The following is a 17130-nucleotide window of genomic DNA, read 5'->3' as shown; positions in this document are numbered from 1 at the left end:
CGTGTTGAAGTACATGGGCAGACGCGGCCTACAACTCATCCCGGTGCTCTTCGGCGTCACTCTCGCGGTGTTCATCATGAGCCAGATCATCCCCGGCGATGCGGTGGACGTCCAACTCGGTGGGAGTGCTACGCAGGAGGATCGCGAGCGGCTTCGCGAGGAATTGGGCCTCAACGAGAACCTCGTACTGCAGTACCTGGGCTACCTCGGTAACCTCGTGCAGGGGGACTTCGGGCAATCGGTCACTTATGGTGAGCCGGCCTTGGGAGTGCTGCTTAGCCGTCTTGGCAACACAGTGATCATTGCTATACCGGCCGTCATTGTTGCAGCGGTAGTCGGAATCTCTGCGGGTTCGTGGGCGGCCCGCAAGCCGAACTCCGGGCGGGACCGCGGTGTTACCGTGCTCGTGCTGTTCCTCACCAGCATGCCGTCGTTCTGGCTGGGGATGATCCTTATCCTGATCTTCGGGCTGACGTTCAGAGTGACGCCCGTCAGCGGCATGGAATCGATCGTGGGTGGCGGTGGTTTCCTCGACATCGCCCATCACGCCGTACTGCCCGTAGTCACGCTTGCAGCATGGTCGGTGGCCATCATCACGCGGATGACACGGGCCTCCATGCTGCAAACACTCGGTAGTGACTACGTGCGCACTGCGCGTTCGCGGGGGATCCCCGAGCGCAAAGTCATCTACGGTCACGCACTGGGCAACGCGATGCCACCCGTCATCACGGTGATCGGTCTTCAGGCAGGATTCCTGCTCAGCGGCGCAGTACTGACCGAGACTGTGTTCTCATGGCCCGGCATCGGTCTGGCCATGTCCCAAGCCATTACCAGCCGTGACACCGCACTGCTGCAGGGAGGAATCCTGCTGATCGCCATCATCTTCGTGATCATCAACTTCATCGTGGACGTGCTCTACGCCTACTTCAACCCCAAGATCAAGATCGGATAGTTCCAGAATGACACAGCGCTATGACGCCATCGTTGTAGGCGGCGGCCACAATGGTCTTGTCGCCGCAAGCTATCTTGCTCGTGCTGGCGAAAGCGTGCTTGTGCTTGAGGCGCGTGACATCGTGGGAGGGCCGGCTGGTGCCTTCGAGTTCCTACCGGGATACCGCACATCGTTCGCGAACTCGCCAGGCTCGTTCGAGCGGCGTGTGCTTACTGATCTGGAACTCCACAAGTACGGTCTCGAGTTCATCCGCCCCGATCCGACGCTCGTTCACGCTTTTCCGTCCAACCCATTCATCGGCTACCGCGACCGCCGTCTCGTGCACGACCAACTGAACCGTTTCGTCCCGGGTGAGGCGGATCGCTATCAGGAGTTGCTTGCCAGCCTGGAGGAACTCGGCCGCCAACTCGGCGTCTCGCTCTTCTCACCTTCTCCGACGATTGAGGCGCTCGATGAACGCATGGCGAATTCAGGACATGCCTCGCTTTATCAGCGTGTCTTCCACGGAAGCCTCGCCGACTTACTAGACGAATCACTTAAGTCGACGGAGGCGAAAGCGCTGCTGGGTATGATCGCCCTGAACGGAAACATGCTGCCACCCACCCAATCTGGCAGCGCCGTCGGTCTCATGCTTCGCCCCATTTCGATGGCGAGCGGTAGCGACTTCGAAGTAACGGCATCCCCCCTTCGTGGTTCGTCGGGACTCCCCGTCGGAGGTATCGGCGCGATCGTTGATGCCATAGCAGCCGGTCTACGCGCCCATGGTGGTGAGATTATCTGCTCTGCACCTGTCACGCGCATCCTGCACGACGGAGATCGTGTGAGCGGTGTAGTAACGGAGTCCGGTGACGAGTACATCGCCCCTGTCGTCATCTCGGCCATCGATCCGCAACTCACCGGCAGTCTGCTGGTGGATGATCCAACACCAACATCAGATCTGCTGTCCGAAGAGGCAGATTCGGGTTCGGCATTCAAAATCGTGTTAGCCCTCGACGGCCAACCGGAGTATGCCGACTTACCTGATGGACTCTCCACAGCGCAGGCTTGTGCTGCACAATTCCGCATTGCGCCTTCGTTCGAGTACATCGAGCAGAGCATCAGCGACGGACTGGCCGGGCGGCCCACCAGCAGCCCCATAATCTGGGGGCTGCTACTTTCAGAAACGTCCCCGCACCTGGCGCCGAAGGGACGAGGCCTACTCAGCATCAATGCGTGGCACGCGCCTTATGAACTCGCCGAGGGGGAGTGGGATGAGTCTCGCACCGAGACTTTCGGGCAGGTATGCATCGACCAGGTGAGTACTCTCATGCCAAGGATTCGCGATTACATCATTGATCACCGATTCATGAGCCCGGTGGAGGTGGAGTCGATCACTCGTCTTCCCAAGGCGAATATCACGCATGGCGACATGACCTTGGAGAGCCTGTTTGGTAACCGGCCGAATCGCGGACTACATGACTATCGCACATGGCTGCGGGGTCTGTATCTAGGCTGTGCCGGCTCCTGGCCGGGCGGCTACTTCACGGGAGTCCCAGGTTTTGGGGCCAGCCACGCAGTGCTCGCAGACAAGGTGAGCGCTCGCCCACTGCGAGTTGGAGCCGACGATGTCGACTAGTACCCATGCGAGCCCTCTTGGGGGCCCGCAGAGCGAAGAACTGAGCGAGGAGTCGAACATGCGCGAGAACCAAGGGCCAGCGCCCCTGCTTGAGGTCGATAACCTGGTCGTCATCTTCGATGGCGGTGCTGGGCCAACGTCCGCAGTTAAGGGCGTCTCTTTCAGCGTTAATCCCGGAGAGACGGTTGCCATAGTCGGGGAGTCCGGCTCAGGCAAGTCGACCACGGCGATGGCGGTCATCCGCCTACTCGCGCGCAATGGTCGAATTACCGGCGGGACCGTTCGTTTCGACGGAAAGGACCTTACGTCACTCCCGGAACCGCAGTTGCGTTTGATGCGCGGCAGCCAAATCGGCTTAGTTCCACAAGACCCCATGTCGAACTTGAACCCGCTCATGAAGATCGGCGAACAGCTGATCGAGACAATCAATGCGCACAGGAAGCCGGCCGGCAGAGACACACAGGCTCAGGCGATCGAGGCTCTGACCGCCGCTGGAATCCCGAACCCGGAGATGCGCGCGCAGCAGTATCCGCACGAGCTCTCGGGTGGCCTGCGCCAGCGTGCACTGATCGCATTGGCACTGGTGTGTCGTCCGCTGCTTCTCATCGCCGATGAACCCACGAGTGCGCTCGACGTCACGGTGCAGCGTACGATCCTTGATCAACTCGAGGTTGTTACCCGGGACACTGGGACAGCCGTACTCATGATCACGCATGACATCGCCTTGGCCGCCGAGCGCTCGCAGAAGATCATCGTCATGAAGGACGGAAAGATCGTGGAAGCGGGAGCAACCGAAACGATCCTCGGCAATCCGCAGCAGGAGTACACCCGAGCGCTATTAGCCGCCGCTCCGAGTATTGCAGTGGCCAGGCTCCGCTCCGAGTCCCCAGACGTCGAACGTGAAGCCGCCGACGATGCGGCGGGCCCACTGGTCATCGCCTCAAGCCTTTCCAAGAGGTACAAGATGCGGGGTCGGAGAGCGGACGTCACTGCAAATGTCGATGTGTCGTTCACCATCCCGCGCGGAAAGACTGTTGCGATTGTCGGTGAATCCGGCTCGGGAAAGACCACGACGTCCCGCATCATGCTCAAGCTGATCGAACCAACCTCCGGTCAGATTGCTTTCGACCACACAAACCTGGCAACCATGACAAAGAAGCAGCTGGCGGAGTTCCGGCAGCGCGTTCAACCCATCTTCCAGGATCCATACTCCTCATTGAACCCGATGTACACGATCGGTTCGATAGTAGGCGAGCCGCTAGCTTTCTACCGGCGCGGAAGTAAGCGGGAACGCCGTGAACGCGTGCTTGAGCTGCTCGAGCAGGTGGCTCTGCCTGCTCACCTCATCGACCGCAGGCCAGGCCAGCTTTCCGGTGGACAGAGGCAGCGCGTGGCCATTGCGCGCGCCCTCGCCCTCAATCCCGAACTCCTCGTGTGCGACGAGCCAGTCTCCGCCCTCGACGTCATCGTGCAGGCACAGGTTCTTGCGCTGCTTGGCCGCCTTCAGCGCGAACGCGGGTTGAGCTACCTGTTCATCTCGCACGACCTCGCAGTCGTTCGATTGATCTCGGACTATGTATGTGTCATGAAGGACGGCGAGATCGTGGAGGCGGCGCCCTCGGAGGAGCTCTTCAAGAACCCGCAACACCCGTATACCAAGGCCCTGCTCGCCTCGATACCGGGCAATGAGCTGGGCATCTCGGTGGTTTGAGACGTGAAGAAACTTCCATGGAGTGTGCTCCTGCCGATGGCTTCAGGAACGGTGTTGAGCGCTCTGAATTCGTCCATGATCGCGGTCGCCCTGGTGTCGTTCATGGTCGATTTCGATTCCACGGCGGTTGCGGTGTCTTGGCTTGCTTCAGCGTTCTACCTCACCTCAGCGGTGGCACAGCCGGTTCTCGGCCGGATGGCCGACCGGTTCGGAGCTCGAAGAGTCTTCCTGCTCGGGATGGGAGTTGTCGTCATCAGCGGTGTGCTCGGACCACTTTCTGCCAACGTGCTCATGCTGGTCGCCTGCCGGGTTATCCAAGCGGTGGGCGCATCTGCTGCATACCCTGCGGCGGTATCGATGATCCGACAGTTTGGGGCTTCGCACGGCTCTGACGTACAGCGAGCGCTCAGCGGAATTGCCACGGCGAACTTCACGGGTGCGGCCGTTGGCCCGGTACTCGGTGGCTTTGCGGTCTGGGCTGTAGGCTGGGAGGCCCTGTTCTGGGTGAACATTCCGCTCGCCCTCTTCGCGGCGCTGGGGATCATGAAGATCGTCCCCCGCGATGAGGATCATGAACGTGTGACATTCCGTGCCTTGGTGGTCGGTTCTGATCTCCTGGGGATCGCTCTGTTCGCGGGGGCGACTGTGTTGCTGCTCCTATGCCTGATGCCGCCCCTCGGACTGCTCACTGTGGCGCTCGCCTCTGCGTCGGTTGCGCTCTTCGTGATCTTCCTCGTCTGGGAGAAGCGCACGCCCCAGCCCTTCCTCAACGTCGTGATGCTTCGCGGAAACAAGACGCTGCTGTCGGTCTACGCACGCTTTATCGGATTCAACCTGCTCTTCTACGGCGCCCTGTTCGGGATCCCACAGTGGCTTGAGATAGTGAAGAGCCTGACGCCGGCACAGGTCGGCTTGGTGATGCTGCCGCTGGCTTCCTTGGGCGGCATCATGTCTGCCCTCTTCGGACTGTGGATTGCACGCATCGGGTCGCGGGCGCTGGTGCTGGGTAGCACTCTTCTCGCGGCCAGCGCAGCCGGCATCCTGCTGTTGTTCACGAACACCGCCCCGCTCTGGGTGATTCTTGTGGCTTGCGCGCTGTTCGGGATCTCCTACGCCGGCACGAACCTCGGCCTGCAATCGCAGATGTACGAGAGCACCGACCCATCAATGCTCGGTGTTGCATCAGGCCTTTATCAGTCTTCCCGCAGCCTCGGTGGCGTGCTATCAACCGGTCTATTGGCGGTCGCCTTCACCTCGGGGGTCGATACGGCAGCAATCCAGACCATTGCAATTGCCATGCTTGCCTGCTCACTCGTCCTTGCCATCGCCAACGCGATATCAGTAAGAAGCCGATCAACCGGTTCGCGACTTCCCCGCGCAGAGGAGGTTCCGACGTCAGGAAGTGCCTGAGAGCAACGCTGCGGAGGGTTCACACGAACCGCCACTGACCTGAGATGCGGGTGGTTCGCAGCGCAAAAGACTACAGCCAGCACCAGCAAATCACTACAAAGAGGTAATGAAAAATGCTTTCCAAACGAACACCCATCAAAGTTGCGGCGTTAGCGACGGCTGTAGTCCTCGCACTCGCCGGATGCACGGCAGCTCCAGAGGAGCAGGCGGCCGACGACGAAGCCGTCCTGATCATAGGATCGGAAAGCGAGATACCGTCACTCGACCCCCACACCATCAACGGAACGGTTGGGCTCCGTGTGACAGACGCGGTGTACGAGACCCTCCTCAAAGAGGACCTCCAAACAGAAACAAAGTCAGCGGCCGAAGTCATTCCAGGGCTTGCATCGGAGTGGGACGTGTCAGAAGACGGGCTCTCTTACACATTCACAATTCGCGAGGGAGTTACCTTCCACGACGGGACAGAGCTCACGGCCGAAGCTGTGCTCGCCAACTTCGCTCGCCTCCTCGACGAAGAGTCGCCGCTCTATTCCGACGTTGCGGCAGCAAACATGACCTTCCTAACCCGCTATATCTCCGATGTCGAGGCTGCGGAGAACACCGTCACGGTGTCGCTCGAATCTCCTTTCGCCGAACTGCCACGGTTGCTCACAGACCGGCGTATGGCCATCATCAGCCCGACCGCACTCGAGGCGGAAGGGGACAACATCGGCAGGGCACCAGTGGGCACGGGACCATTCACTATCGAGACGGTATCGCAAGGGCAGCAACTCGAATTCACGCGCAATGAGGAGTATTGGGATGGCCGTCCCGGTCTGGCCGGCATTGTCTTTGTGACAATCCAGGATCAGACAACGATGGCGACCTCGCTCGAGACAGGGCAAATCGATGTGATCCTCTTCGCCGGCCCCGAGCAAGTCTCGCGGTTGAGCGGCAATGACAACGTGGTGATTCAGTATCCTGACCCCGCAAATCAGTACTTCATCCGCTTCAACACCGAAGCTGAACCGACCGACGACGTCAAGGTTCGTCAGGCCCTCAACTACGCGGTAAACCGAGAGGCGATTGAAGCTTTGCTGAATGATCAGGTGAGGCCGTCATATGGTGCAATTCCCGTCGGTAGCGCGGCGTGGGACGAATCAATCGAGCCTTCGTACGAGTACAACCCTGAGAGAGCAGCGGAGTTGCTTGAGGAAGCGGGCGTAACCCTTCCTCTGGAAATTGATATATTCTCTCCAAGCTCGGGGCCCGGCTTCGCCGCGGCAACCGACATCATGTCGCTCGTGCAGCAGGACCTCGCAGCGGTTGATGTAAATCTGAATGTCGAATACGTCGAGTTCACGTCCATGGTCGCTTTGGAGAGCCCCGGTTATGAACCGAATATTAGTGGTTCATTCAACGGGTGGAGCACCGGTGCGGATAGTGCATTCTGGCTCGAGCGAATGTTTGGGCCCGACCAAGTGCCGCCGAATGGTGTAAATCGCGGATGGTATGTGAACGATGAGCTGCGCGATATTTTCGAAGCGGCGCGCGAGACGGTCGACGCTGAAGAGCGCGGTGCACTGTACCGCGAGGCCGGAGGGATCATCACGGAAGACGCTCCTTGGCTGTTCATGTACCAGAATCGGCTGCCGCGCATCTTCAATGCGAACGTGCATGGGATCGTGGAAGCACCGAGTACGTTCATTGACTACTCGAACGTAACCAAGACCGGCTAGCACCACTGGTGACGGTGGTGGTCCGGTGCTAACCCGGACCGCCACCGTCGCGCGATCAGACAGCTGGTGAGAGCCCACGCTGCAGGCGAAGACTGGTCGAGATGGTCGTACACTCCCACTTGGTCGATTGCTGCCGTGCTGGTGAAACGTCCGACCCGTCGATAGGCGCAGGCGACCCACACTACTGCCACATTGTTCATCCCGCGTTTCATTACAAGTACACCGTTCTCGTAATTCCCGGTCACCTCCCTCGGATTGAATACAGACGTTCTCGATATTCGAAACGTCCCCCGTGAAAGGTCCACCATGCGCTACAGCACCGTTCCTGCTTTAGGCATTCTCACCGTCCTCGCGCTCACCGGCTGCCAGGCCGCCACCTCACAAGAAGCCTCCCAAGAAGCGACGACACAAGAACAACCCATCACTATCGCCACCATCCCCCTCGGCGATGACCCCACCAAGGCCAACCCCATCGACGCCTTCGCCGACCTCGTAGAGAAGGAAACCGGCCGCCCCGTCGAGGTCACCGACGTGCCCGACTACCTCAGCGTCGTCGAAGCCATCCGCGCCGACCACGTGGACATCGGCATCATGAGCGGCTTTCCCTCCGCGCTCGCCGTCAACACCGGCGAGGTCGACTCCCTCATGGCCTGGGCCGGCGATGACGAACCCGTCTCCACCTGCGTTGTCCTCAACGACTCCCCGGTGAAAACACTCGAAGACCTCCGTGGCAAGACCGTCGCCTTCGCGGACCAGGCCTCCAGCTCCGGCTACTTCATGCCCGTTTATATGCTCCACGAGGCCGGTCTCGAGCAGGGCACCGACTACGAGGCCATTTTCGCCGGCGGCCACGCCGGCAGCTTCGCCGCGCTCGAACAGGGCCAGGTTGACGCCGCCTGCACCGCCATCATGCTCACTGAACTGGGCGCACCCATGTTCCCCTTCGTCGATGGCGAGTGGCGCGGCGTGGGCGAAAGCCCCGCCATGGACGTGGCCGGCAGCGTCCTCGCACGCCAGACGCTCGACGACGAAACCCGCGCACTCCTCCAGGAAGCCCTCCCGAAGGTCTTCTCCGAGGAAAACGCGGAAGAGCTCGGCGCACTCGGCGAAGGCTTCGTGGGACTCGAGGAGGTCATGGACCCCGACCCCAGCATCTTCAAGGGATTCGCCGAAATCGCAGAGGTCGCCGGCGTGCAGCTCGAGGACCTGGGCTAGATGAGCACCCCAACCCAAACCCAGCCGACGACGGCGGAGCTCCGGCAGGCGCTCCCTCTCGTCACCGTACGTGGCCTGGACGTCGCCTACGGCGACCAGCCGGTGCTCAGCGGAGTCAACCTCGACCTTCGCCCCGGCGAGATGGTCGCCCTGCTCGGCGCATCCGGTTCCGGCAAATCCACCCTGATGAAAAGCCTCACCGGCTTCGCGCCCATCACCGGCGGCAGCGTCCGCGTCGTGGGCTACGACGTCACCAACCTCCTGCGAGGCGAACTGCAAAAGCTGCGCTCCGACGTCGGGCAGGTCTTCCAGCAGTTCAACCTGATCCCGCGGATGAGCGTGCTCACCAACGTACTGACCGGCGCGCTTCACGCCGCGGGACCCGTCAACCTGGCGGGCGGCTTCAGCGGCAAGCACCGGAAGCTGGCCATGCACTACCTCGACCGCGTTGGCATCGCCCACAAAGCCAAGGACCCGGCCCGTTCGCTTAGCGGCGGCCAGCAGCAGCGCGTCGCGATCGCCCGGGCGCTCATGCAGCAGCCCCGCGTGATCCTCGCCGACGAGCCCGTCGCCTCGCTCGACCCGAAACTCGCCGATTCCGTGCTCGAACTCCTCCGCGGTATCGCCACCGAGGACGGCATACCCGTACTCGTCAGCCTCCACGTGCTTCCGCTCGCCCTCGCGCACAGCGATCGCATTGTCGGCCTCCGCCACGGCGAGATGCTCGTCTCCGCACCCACAGCCCGGCTCGACGCCGCGAAGCTCGCGGGTCTGTACAGCCAGGAAGGAGCAAACCATGACGACGACGGCGCCTGACCCCACCCGCGCGACGAACGGAAAACCGCTCGACCCAGCCGAACGCCTGCGCCTTGAGCGCGCCTTCTCGGTACCCAGGGCGAGGTTCCTGCTCGGACTGCCTGTCGTCGTCGTCGTACTGGGCTGGTCCTTCCTGGGCGCGGAGTTCAACTTCACCAAGCTCGGTGAGGGAACGGTCAACATGGGGGAGTTCCTCTCCCGGCTCTTCCCGCCCGATTTTTCGAAGTTCGGCACCATCGTCACCCTGCTGATCGAAACCCTGCAGATGGCGATCGTGGGAACCGTGCTCGGCGCGGTGCTGTCCCTGCTCGTCGCGTTCGCGGCGGCGTCGAACATTGCACCGCAGTGGCTGTATTACCCGGCGCGCTGGATCATGAACGTTATCCGCTCCGTGCCGGACCTGGTGTTCGCACTCATGTTCGTCTCCGCCGTCGGGCTTGGCCCGTTCGCGGGAATTCTCGCCATGACGCTCGGATCCCTCGGCTCGATCGGCAAAATTTTCGCCGAAGCGATGGAGTCCGTGGACCGCGGTCCGATCGTCGCCATGGAAGCGGTTGGCGCGTCGAAGCGGCAGGTCATCCAGTACGGGATTGTGCCGCAGGCTGCGCCACTTCTCGTCTCGTACACGCTCCTGCTGTTCGAGGGGAACGTGCGCGGCGCGACGATCCTCGGGCTCGTGGGCGCCGGCGGCATCGGCCTGGAACTCACCACCGCCATGCGCATGTACGACTACGGCCACCTCAGCGCCATCATCATCTGCATCATCGTGCTGGTCACGGTGATCGACCAGGGCAGCGCCCTCATCCGAAGGAGAATCACATGACAATGACCACCACCCCCGAGATCGAGCCCAGCGCACCGGTCAACCTGCGCGACCTCGGCGGCATCCCGGTCGCCGGCGGCATCCTCCGCGAGGGGCTGGCCCTGCGTGCCGATGACCTTGCGGTGATTACCGACGACGACGCCGCCCGCCTCGTGAGTGCGGGCCTCACCTCAGTGATTGACCTGCGGACCAGTGATGAGGTTGCTCTGACCGGCCGCGGGCCGCTTGCGTCCCATCCGGTGGCGTACCACAACCTGCCGCTGATGGCGAGCATCGGTGCGGGGATGCCGGAGGACCGATCCTTCGTCATCGATCACGTGGCGATGGGGGAGATGTATGCCCGGATGGTGGAGACCGCAACGCCGCAGCTGGTGACCGCGCTGGGGATTATTGCGGTGTCACCTGGCGCGACGGCGTTCCACTGCGCGGCGGGCCGGGATCGGACCGGTGTGCTCGCGGCGATCCTGCTGCTGGTGTTGGGAGCCGACGACGACGACATCGTCACCGACTACGCCCGCACCGACCTCAACATGGCAGCCATTCACGAGCGGATGCGCCCGGTGATAGGGACGCTAATGGCTCGGCTCGGGTTCGACCTCGAGGAGATGACTTCGCTGACGCTGTCCGAGGAGCCGATGGATATCTCGATGCGGACGATGCTCGACCGGCTTCGTGAGCGGCACGGTGATGCGCTGGCGCCACTGCGTGCAGCGGGATTGTCGGATGCGATTGTTGCCGGTCTGCGCGAGCGGTCGGTTGCATGACGACCACGCTCGTCGATGTCGCGACGCCGGCGCGCACTGTGCGTCGGCGTCCGGGCCGTCCGCGTAATGAGGAGATTGACAGCCAGATCCTGCAGGTGACTTTGGAGCTCATTGACCAGGGGGCAGAAATTACGGCTTCACGGGTTGTGGAGCGCAGTGGCGTGAGCAAGGCGGCGCTGTATCGTCGGTGGCCTTCGCTGACGACGCTGATCGCTGCGGCTCTCGACGTCGGCCGTGAAATGCCGCCTGCTGTTCCGATTGATGGCAACCTGCGTGAGTCAATCATCGGGGGACTTCTTGGCGGAAGCGATGGAGCCGGACTTGGCGGCTACTCGGAGGCGCGGTTCCGTCAGCGCATCCGGCTGGCGATGGCTGACCGCGAACTGCAGAAGGCGTACTGGAAATCGCATGTATCGCGTCGTCGGGCGCCGATCGAGGCAGCACTCCGCGCCGGAATCGAGAAGGGAGAGCTCCGTGCAGACCTGGATGTGGAGGCTTGCTTCGACCTCATCGCCGGCGTCTTTTACTACCAGTTGGTGGTCCGCGGAGACCGCGTCGAGGACCCGAAAACTCGTGCCCGCTGCCGTGCCGCACTCGACGTTGCGTGGCGCGGGATGGAAGCTCGCCCCACTGTGTGATTGCTCAGCAGCCTACCGGAGCAGGTCCCGAACCATCGGAATGACCTTCGTTCCATACAGCTCGATACTGCGCATCAGCTTTTCGTGGGGCAGCGGGCCAGCACTGTATTTGAGGTCGAAGCGGTCGAGGCCCAAGGTCGTCGCTGTAGCCGCGATCTTGCGCGCGACGGTCTCCGGGGAGCCGACGTAAAGGGAACCGGAGTCGGCCTCCACGTCGAACTCCGCGCGGCTCGTTGGGCCCCAGCCGCGCTCGGCCCCGATACGGTTTCGCATCACAGCGAAGTCGGGCCACAGCTCCTCCCGAGCCTGCTCGTCGGTGTCTGCGATGTGGCCGGGGGAGTGGACGCCCACGGGTAGTTTCGGTTGGCCCAGTTCGGAGAGGGCGCGGTGGTACAGATCGACGTAAGGCTCGAATCGGGCCGGGTCGCCGCCGATGATGGCAAGCATGATGGGGAAGCCGTAGCGGGCTGTGCGCACAACGGATTCGGGGCTCCCTCCGACGCCGATCCAGGTTTTCAGCTTTCCGGAGGCGGTCGTGGGAAAGACGCGCTGGTTCGTCAAACCGGGGCGGGTGCTTCCCGACCAGGTGATGGGCTTTTCCTTCAGGACTTCGGCGAACAGGTCGAGCTTGTCCTCGAAGAGTGCCTCGTACTGCGAGAGGTCGAAGCCGAACAGGGGAAAGGACTCAGTGAAGGAGCCCCTCCCGAGGATCACCTCCGCCCGGCCGTTGGAGGCTGCGTCCAGTGTCGAGAAGCGCTGGTAGACGCGTACGGGGTCATCGGAGCTGAGGACGGTGACCGCAGATCCCAATCGGATCCGCTCGGTCCGGCCGGCAATCGCGGCCAGCACTGTTTCAGGCGCAGAGACGGCGAAGTCGTCGCGGTGGTGTTCTCCGACGCCAAAGAAGTCGACTCCGACCTGGTCGGCGAGGACTGCCTCGCTGATGACGTTCCGGATCACCTGGTCGTACGCAACGGGATTGCCGTCCACGCCCCGGGTGACGTCTCCGAACGTGTCGAGTCCGAGCTCGAGTTCCTTCGCCATGATCGTGCTCCTGTATTGAGTTGACGCTAATCAAAAGACCTGCGGCCCAGTGGAACCGCTGGGCTTCACAACGCTCCGTGGTTAGTGTGCATTCCCAAGACCAGCCTCGAGCCACGCCGTCGACAGGTATAGCGCAGCCTTATAGACGACGAGCTGGAAGCTCACTGCCATAGTGACTTGCCAGTCGGCATGGCGCCGCCAACGAGGTAGCCGAATCTAAGGGCAGATCGCACGAAAAGCAGCCGAGCCTGACCGCGAACTCACACATTTGCGCCCTTTAAGCGACATAGGGGCCGTTATCGGCACTTTTCATCAGGAGCTAGAGTGAGGTGGGCTGTGCCGAAGAACGGTGCACCTCCAATTTCTGCAGGCCCTGTGACTCCCGAATAGCTGCTCGCCATAACAGGCTTGCTGGTACTGGGACAGAAGCTCTTCTCGTTGCCGAGATTTACCTGCCCGTGGCCGGCGGTCGCTTGCTCTCCTCGAACTGTCTCCCAGCTTCACTGAGCTCGGTTAGCTTGTTCGTAATTACTAAGGGCTTGATCGCACCCGGGGGCCGATCCTTCGGTTTGTCGTTAGATGTTTTGTCGTCGGGCATGGTTTTTCCTTTGCTTCCTATGATTCCACTGACATAAAGCTACACCCACCAGAGGAGTTTCCGCTTCCTGGGCTTACCCCTAGCCCTACACTCAGGGCGGTCGCTTGCTCTCCTCGAACTGTCTCCCAGCTTCACTGAGCTCGGTTAGCTTGTTCGTAATTACTAAGGGTTTGATCGCACCCGGGGGCCGATCCTTCGGTTTGTCGTTAGATGTTTTGTCGTCGGGCATGGATTTTCCTTTGCTTCCTATGATTCCACTGACATAAAGCTACGCCCACCAGAGGAGTTTCCGCTTCCTGGGCTTACCCCTAGCCCTACACTCAGGGCGGTCGCAAGTAACATCGCTGACGCTGCGTAAAAGGCCCATTTCAGGCGGCCACTCCGTTTCCGTTGCTGATTCAATCGATTGAGGACGGATTCCCGCATCAGCGTCAGCTGATAATGCTTGAACTCATCGACTGAACTCTCTGAGGTCTCTGCGTACTTAACCAACTCGTCTAGGTAGACAACATTTGCTGTACGTGGCCATATCGCAGTGATGGACAGAACTGCGGTTGTGAGTGCAAGCGCAACAGCAACCAAGCCGACGATGCCACCAGCTTGGATATGGCCGGTCCACTCAATTGATCCTTCAAAAAAACTGCTCGCCGTAACGACACCAGTAAGTACCAAGAGCAGGGAAGCTTTAGTGTCGGACGTGGAAGCGATGTGGGATACAAGCGCGTCCTGTCGCTCGAAGGCGGTGATGAGTATCTCTACCTTCGCGTCTTCACGAGCCAGGATTTGTGCCTCTGACTCAGTTACCCCTGCTGAGCTGTGTAAGGGCTCCTGAGCTTTACTCGTTGGCGGTTGTTGGGAGCGGCGGAGGCAACGGCCGAGATTCCTAAGTTTTTGCACGTCTCAACCTTGTCAGGTCAGGTGCTGAAAACTGATGACCTCAGCTTCCGTGATGGTCACTCCTGACCGGGGGGGCGATGGTTGAGATGGTTCCGCTCCATAAACCAAAAAGCGTTGACTCGTCCAGGTGATTTAAGCCCAGCCTTGTCGGTTGTCTCAAGTCTTCATCGTTGATGTGAGGAAGTAGCTCTGGAACCCATGCTACGAACGGTTCGTCAATCGGAACGGTCATAGTGATCGAATCGGTAGGGGGGTCACTGGCAGGGACTGCCGCTACCTGGTCAGCTCGCATCAACGGGTGTCTCACCAGCAGCTGAGGTATTGGTATGTATGTGCTGTTTCCTAGCTTGAACGAACGCTTCGCCATTAGCACAGCTTGAGGGACAACTCCACTTGGCGCGGTAATCTGCATCGGCGAAGGAGCGAGCGGCACAATGTGTCCTTCCATCAATAACCGGGCTTGTCGCAAGGTTGCGCGATGAACGATCGAGTAGGACCCCTCCAATGGAGCCAAGGGCTCCTCCAGAATCTCCTCGATCGCGACTAAATCGCTGAACGTATCGATGGAAACGTCTATGAACGCCGCTCTCTCCGCGCTCATCGGGGGGACCGTAAACGAGAAAAATTCAGTATCCGACGCGAAGAAGTTAACCTTTGCGGCCTCTCTCATCTCACGTTGTAACTTCAAATCGGCCAGCTTCATCTTGTTTGTCGTCGCATTGCTGTCCCATCCGATGAACCGACCGTCAGAGACAACCCGATCTTGAACCCTTACGGCAAACTCCGCTGTGACTACGCCCGCTATCAACACCGCCCAATGAGATTCTTCGCTCTCCTGCCAGCGCGCTGACACAGCCGCCTCGTGGGTAGCTATAGTCGACCCATCCGCAGCCGAAATAACAACCTCGACCTGATTGTGAGGATTGTTGCGCAGCAAGACTGTTGGCGTGAAGTGCTCCCAGCCTTCGGGAAGATCATCAAACACGGATTCCATACTTGGCATCGGGCCATCGGTTGGCCCCACATAAGCCACGCCCTCGTCAATGAGTTCGTTCTTACCGACCACTATCTCTGTATCAAGCGATAGGGGGTCCAGCTCAATCGCGCCGGAACTGTACAACTCTATGAAGGCGTCATGAGTTGCCAGCGTCAGCAGTGCAAGGCGGGAGAAGACGGTTACGGCAGCGGAGTATCGTTCCTTGATTGGGAAGAGTAGGCCATCTCGCTTCGGGCCCTTGGGGTCGGAGTGCACCAAGTCGGCGTACATCCACGAAGAGGCAAGTTGGATATCCGAGACCGGGGGCGTCCTGCCAGATCCGTCACGACGCTCAGCTTGTACCCAAAACGTTAGGTACCCACGGCCCTGTAGATCGATCGCGGCCCAATCCTTGTGCAACTGCGCCAGCCGCTCGCCCATTTCTTCACTAGGAGCTTTGTCAGATGACTCCAGGAGTCGATGAAGAGCCTTGAAGGTTTCCTTGAAGTAGATAGGCTCGCGCTCCAGCGTCATTGGGCGCACGCGGGCGGCGAGAGATTCAAAAACTTCCTCATCTGGCAATTCCCGCCGCATCGACATGACACCTTCCGATGTGACCTGTCCGTCGATCTTGAACCCAGCAAACGTCTCGAGCTTGCCGCGCTCCTGGGCCAACGAGTGAGCGGCAACGCGCCGCGCGCGGAGAACAAACTGAGAAACTATGCGGACGTCCTTTTCATCGTTCATGGAAAAACCCTCCCATGAGGAATCTGCCCTAGGAACCCACGGCCTTACCGAGTAAGGGTAGATGACGTTGCGGAGGTATGTTCACAGTTCGTTTGAATGGGGCATCTGCTTTTACGGGGAAAGTGAAAGCCCACCCCGACGCTGGGATGGGCTTTCCAAGCCTTGGCGGGATTCGAACCCGTAACCTCAACCTTGGTAGGGAAGCGCTCTATTCTTTGAGCTACAAGGGGCTTATTTGGTACTTTACAATTCTAACACAATAGCTTATAATTCGCAAATCGCGCACAACGCAGCGGATTGGTTACACGCTTGCACCCCAACCGGGATGAGCCCTTGCATTACTAGGCTGGTTCTACGCGCACGTCGGCGCACTGGAACCGAACGGAACGCTTATGACTGACGCCTCCCCCAGTACCGACGACGATATCCAGCTATACGACTTCACGGACGACGCCGACGGCATCACGCGCGAGATGGTCTCTCCCCGCGACTTCCAGCTTGAGACTCTGCTGGACTTCGCCTTCGGCGTCGACGACGAGATGAAGGAAGGCATGATCAGCCTCACCGTACATTCACAAGGGACCGTAATATCTGGTACTGCGATCCATCCTGACGCGTGGGCCGATGAAATGGTCGAGAACATGGCCCCGATCGGTGACGGGGGCCTCTCAATGGGATTCAAGAAAGTCTATGAGAACGTCGCCGAGAACCGCGAGGAGATGCGTGCCCGCCGCACAGGGAAATACCGCCCCTGGCCAGCACGCCGGTATCTCCACATGAAGGAAGTCCTCATTAATCCAGGTAACGGCGAGATTTGACGGGCTCCCGGCTGTAGCCGACGGCAGATCTCGTCGTGCTGCCGTTGGCGCAGGTCTGGTTGAGAGGTTGCCTGTGTTCCCTAATGCTCCGATGAACCACATTCTGGAGGCACGAGAGGAGCTTGCCGAGGGTCGAAGCGACTACAGGGCGTCCGTGAAGGAGCTGAGCAGCAAGCTCGAATCCTCGGCGCTAGATCCCACGCTACCCAGTGAAATTGACGAGCTGTGGCGCGACACAGTACGGCCCAAGCTGAAGAAACTGCAGAAGTCGACGATGAAGACGCGCTTGATGCACGGTAGGGGTGTACGCCTCATCGACGAGATCCAAAACTTGCCCACAATACTGGTGGCGGTTGTTGACCTCGGTGAGCTGGCAGACACACTTCCC

Annotated in this window: 14 protein-coding genes; 11 read left to right on the top strand and 3 right to left on the bottom strand. The window is 60.5% G+C overall.

The window, feature by feature from the left end:
- Position 1: 1 nt before the first annotated feature.
- The 10 genes from BJ994_RS13635 to BJ994_RS13590 all read left to right on the top strand — a co-directional run bounded on the left by BJ994_RS13635 (position 2) and on the right by BJ994_RS13590 (position 11662).
- Positions 2-952 (top strand): ABC transporter permease subunit, encoded by a 951-nt coding sequence (locus BJ994_RS13635; RefSeq protein ID WP_167994906.1) that lies wholly within the window; start codon positions 2-4, stop codon positions 950-952.
- A 7-nt stretch (positions 953-959) separates the two neighbouring features.
- Entirely contained in the window at positions 960-2567 is a 1608-nt protein-coding gene (locus BJ994_RS13630; protein WP_167994904.1) for a phytoene desaturase family protein, read from the top strand.
- Positions 2568-2625: 58 nt separating this feature from the next.
- Positions 2626-4278 carry a dipeptide ABC transporter ATP-binding protein gene (locus BJ994_RS13625; protein ID WP_167994902.1) on the top strand — a complete coding sequence of 551 codons (1653 nt, stop codon included), beginning with the start codon at positions 2626-2628 and terminating at the stop codon, positions 4276-4278.
- Positions 4279-4314: 36 nt separating this feature from the next.
- Entirely contained in the window at positions 4315-5688 is a 1374-nt protein-coding gene (locus tag BJ994_RS13620) for an MFS transporter (RefSeq protein WP_280801361.1), read from the top strand.
- Positions 5689-5801: 113 nt separating this feature from the next.
- Positions 5802-7406, top strand: a complete 1605-nt coding sequence (locus BJ994_RS13615) for an ABC transporter substrate-binding protein (RefSeq protein ID WP_167994898.1) — start codon at positions 5802-5804, stop codon at positions 7404-7406.
- A gap of 306 nt (positions 7407-7712) precedes the next feature.
- Positions 7713-8621, top strand: coding sequence for a phosphate/phosphite/phosphonate ABC transporter substrate-binding protein (gene phnD, locus BJ994_RS13610; RefSeq protein WP_167994895.1), 909 nt, complete (start codon positions 7713-7715; stop codon positions 8619-8621).
- On the top strand, positions 8622-9437 hold the full coding sequence (locus BJ994_RS13605) for a phosphonate ABC transporter ATP-binding protein (protein WP_167994893.1): 816 nt from the start codon (positions 8622-8624) through the stop codon (positions 9435-9437).
- Positions 9418-10260 (top strand): phosphonate ABC transporter, permease protein PhnE, encoded by an 843-nt coding sequence (gene phnE, locus BJ994_RS13600; RefSeq protein WP_167994891.1) that lies wholly within the window; start codon positions 9418-9420, stop codon positions 10258-10260. Before BJ994_RS13605 ends, phnE begins: the two co-directional genes overlap by 20 nt.
- The gene (locus tag BJ994_RS13595) at positions 10257-11024 is read left to right on the top strand and encodes a tyrosine-protein phosphatase (protein ID WP_167994889.1); all 768 of its coding nucleotides are present in this window, start codon (positions 10257-10259) and stop codon (positions 11022-11024) included. The genes phnE and BJ994_RS13595 overlap by 4 nt, the downstream gene beginning before the upstream one ends.
- A complete protein-coding gene (locus tag BJ994_RS13590) occupies positions 11021-11662 on the top strand; it encodes a TetR/AcrR family transcriptional regulator (protein WP_167994887.1) in 642 nt (213 codons plus the stop codon). The genes BJ994_RS13595 and BJ994_RS13590 overlap by 4 nt, the downstream gene beginning before the upstream one ends.
- Positions 11663-11674: 12 nt before the next feature.
- Here the strand turns inward: BJ994_RS13590 and BJ994_RS13585 are convergent, their stop codons facing one another.
- From BJ994_RS13585 to BJ994_RS13580, 3 genes are all read right to left on the bottom strand, one after another.
- Positions 11675-12706, bottom strand: coding sequence for an LLM class flavin-dependent oxidoreductase (locus BJ994_RS13585; RefSeq protein WP_167994885.1), 1032 nt, complete (start codon positions 12704-12706; stop codon positions 11675-11677).
- Between the two features lie 844 nt (positions 12707-13550).
- Complete coding sequence (locus tag BJ994_RS18600) at positions 13551-14201, bottom strand: Pycsar system effector family protein (protein ID WP_483413536.1); 651 nt, start codon at positions 14199-14201, stop codon at positions 13551-13553.
- Between the two features lie 40 nt (positions 14202-14241).
- Complete coding sequence (locus BJ994_RS13580) at positions 14242-15924, bottom strand: hypothetical protein (protein ID WP_167994883.1); 1683 nt, start codon at positions 15922-15924, stop codon at positions 14242-14244.
- A 392-nt stretch (positions 15925-16316) separates the two neighbouring features.
- Here BJ994_RS13580 and BJ994_RS13575 point away from each other — a divergent pair, with 392 nt between their 5' ends.
- A complete protein-coding gene (locus BJ994_RS13575; RefSeq protein ID WP_167994881.1) occupies positions 16317-16742 on the top strand; it encodes a hypothetical protein in 426 nt (141 codons plus the stop codon).
- Positions 16743-17130 lie beyond the last annotated feature (388 nt).

The organism is Arthrobacter pigmenti, assembly GCF_011927905.1.
Classification (GTDB): domain Bacteria; phylum Actinomycetota; class Actinomycetes; order Actinomycetales; family Micrococcaceae; genus Arthrobacter_D; species Arthrobacter_D pigmenti.
This window is presented reverse-complemented; position numbering and strand designations above follow the sequence as displayed.

Bases quoted from the DNA above. Each gene is read 5' to 3' on its own strand.
- BJ994_RS13575 (WP_167994881.1), top strand. From the start codon at position 16,317: ATGACTGACGCCTCCCCCAGTACCGACGACGATATCCAGCTATACGAC.
- phnE (WP_167994891.1), top strand. From the start codon at position 9,418: ATGACGACGACGGCGCCTGACCCCACCCGCGCGACGAACGGAAAACCG.
- BJ994_RS13580 (WP_167994883.1), bottom strand. From the start codon at position 15,924: ATGAACGATGAAAAGGACGTCCGCATAGTTTCTCAGTTTGTTCTCCGC.
- BJ994_RS13630 (WP_167994904.1), top strand. From the start codon at position 960: ATGACACAGCGCTATGACGCCATCGTTGTAGGCGGCGGCCACAATGGT.
- BJ994_RS13620 (WP_280801361.1), top strand. From the start codon at position 4,315: ATGGCTTCAGGAACGGTGTTGAGCGCTCTGAATTCGTCCATGATCGCG.
- BJ994_RS13595 (WP_167994889.1), top strand. From the start codon at position 10,257: ATGACAATGACCACCACCCCCGAGATCGAGCCCAGCGCACCGGTCAAC.
- BJ994_RS13590 (WP_167994887.1), top strand. From the start codon at position 11,021: ATGACGACCACGCTCGTCGATGTCGCGACGCCGGCGCGCACTGTGCGT.
- BJ994_RS13585 (WP_167994885.1), bottom strand. From the start codon at position 12,706: ATGGCGAAGGAACTCGAGCTCGGACTCGACACGTTCGGAGACGTCACC.
- BJ994_RS13615 (WP_167994898.1), top strand. From the start codon at position 5,802: ATGCTTTCCAAACGAACACCCATCAAAGTTGCGGCGTTAGCGACGGCT.
- BJ994_RS13605 (WP_167994893.1), top strand. From the start codon at position 8,622: ATGAGCACCCCAACCCAAACCCAGCCGACGACGGCGGAGCTCCGGCAG.
- BJ994_RS13625 (WP_167994902.1), top strand. From the start codon at position 2,626: ATGCGCGAGAACCAAGGGCCAGCGCCCCTGCTTGAGGTCGATAACCTG.
- phnD (WP_167994895.1), top strand. From the start codon at position 7,713: ATGCGCTACAGCACCGTTCCTGCTTTAGGCATTCTCACCGTCCTCGCG.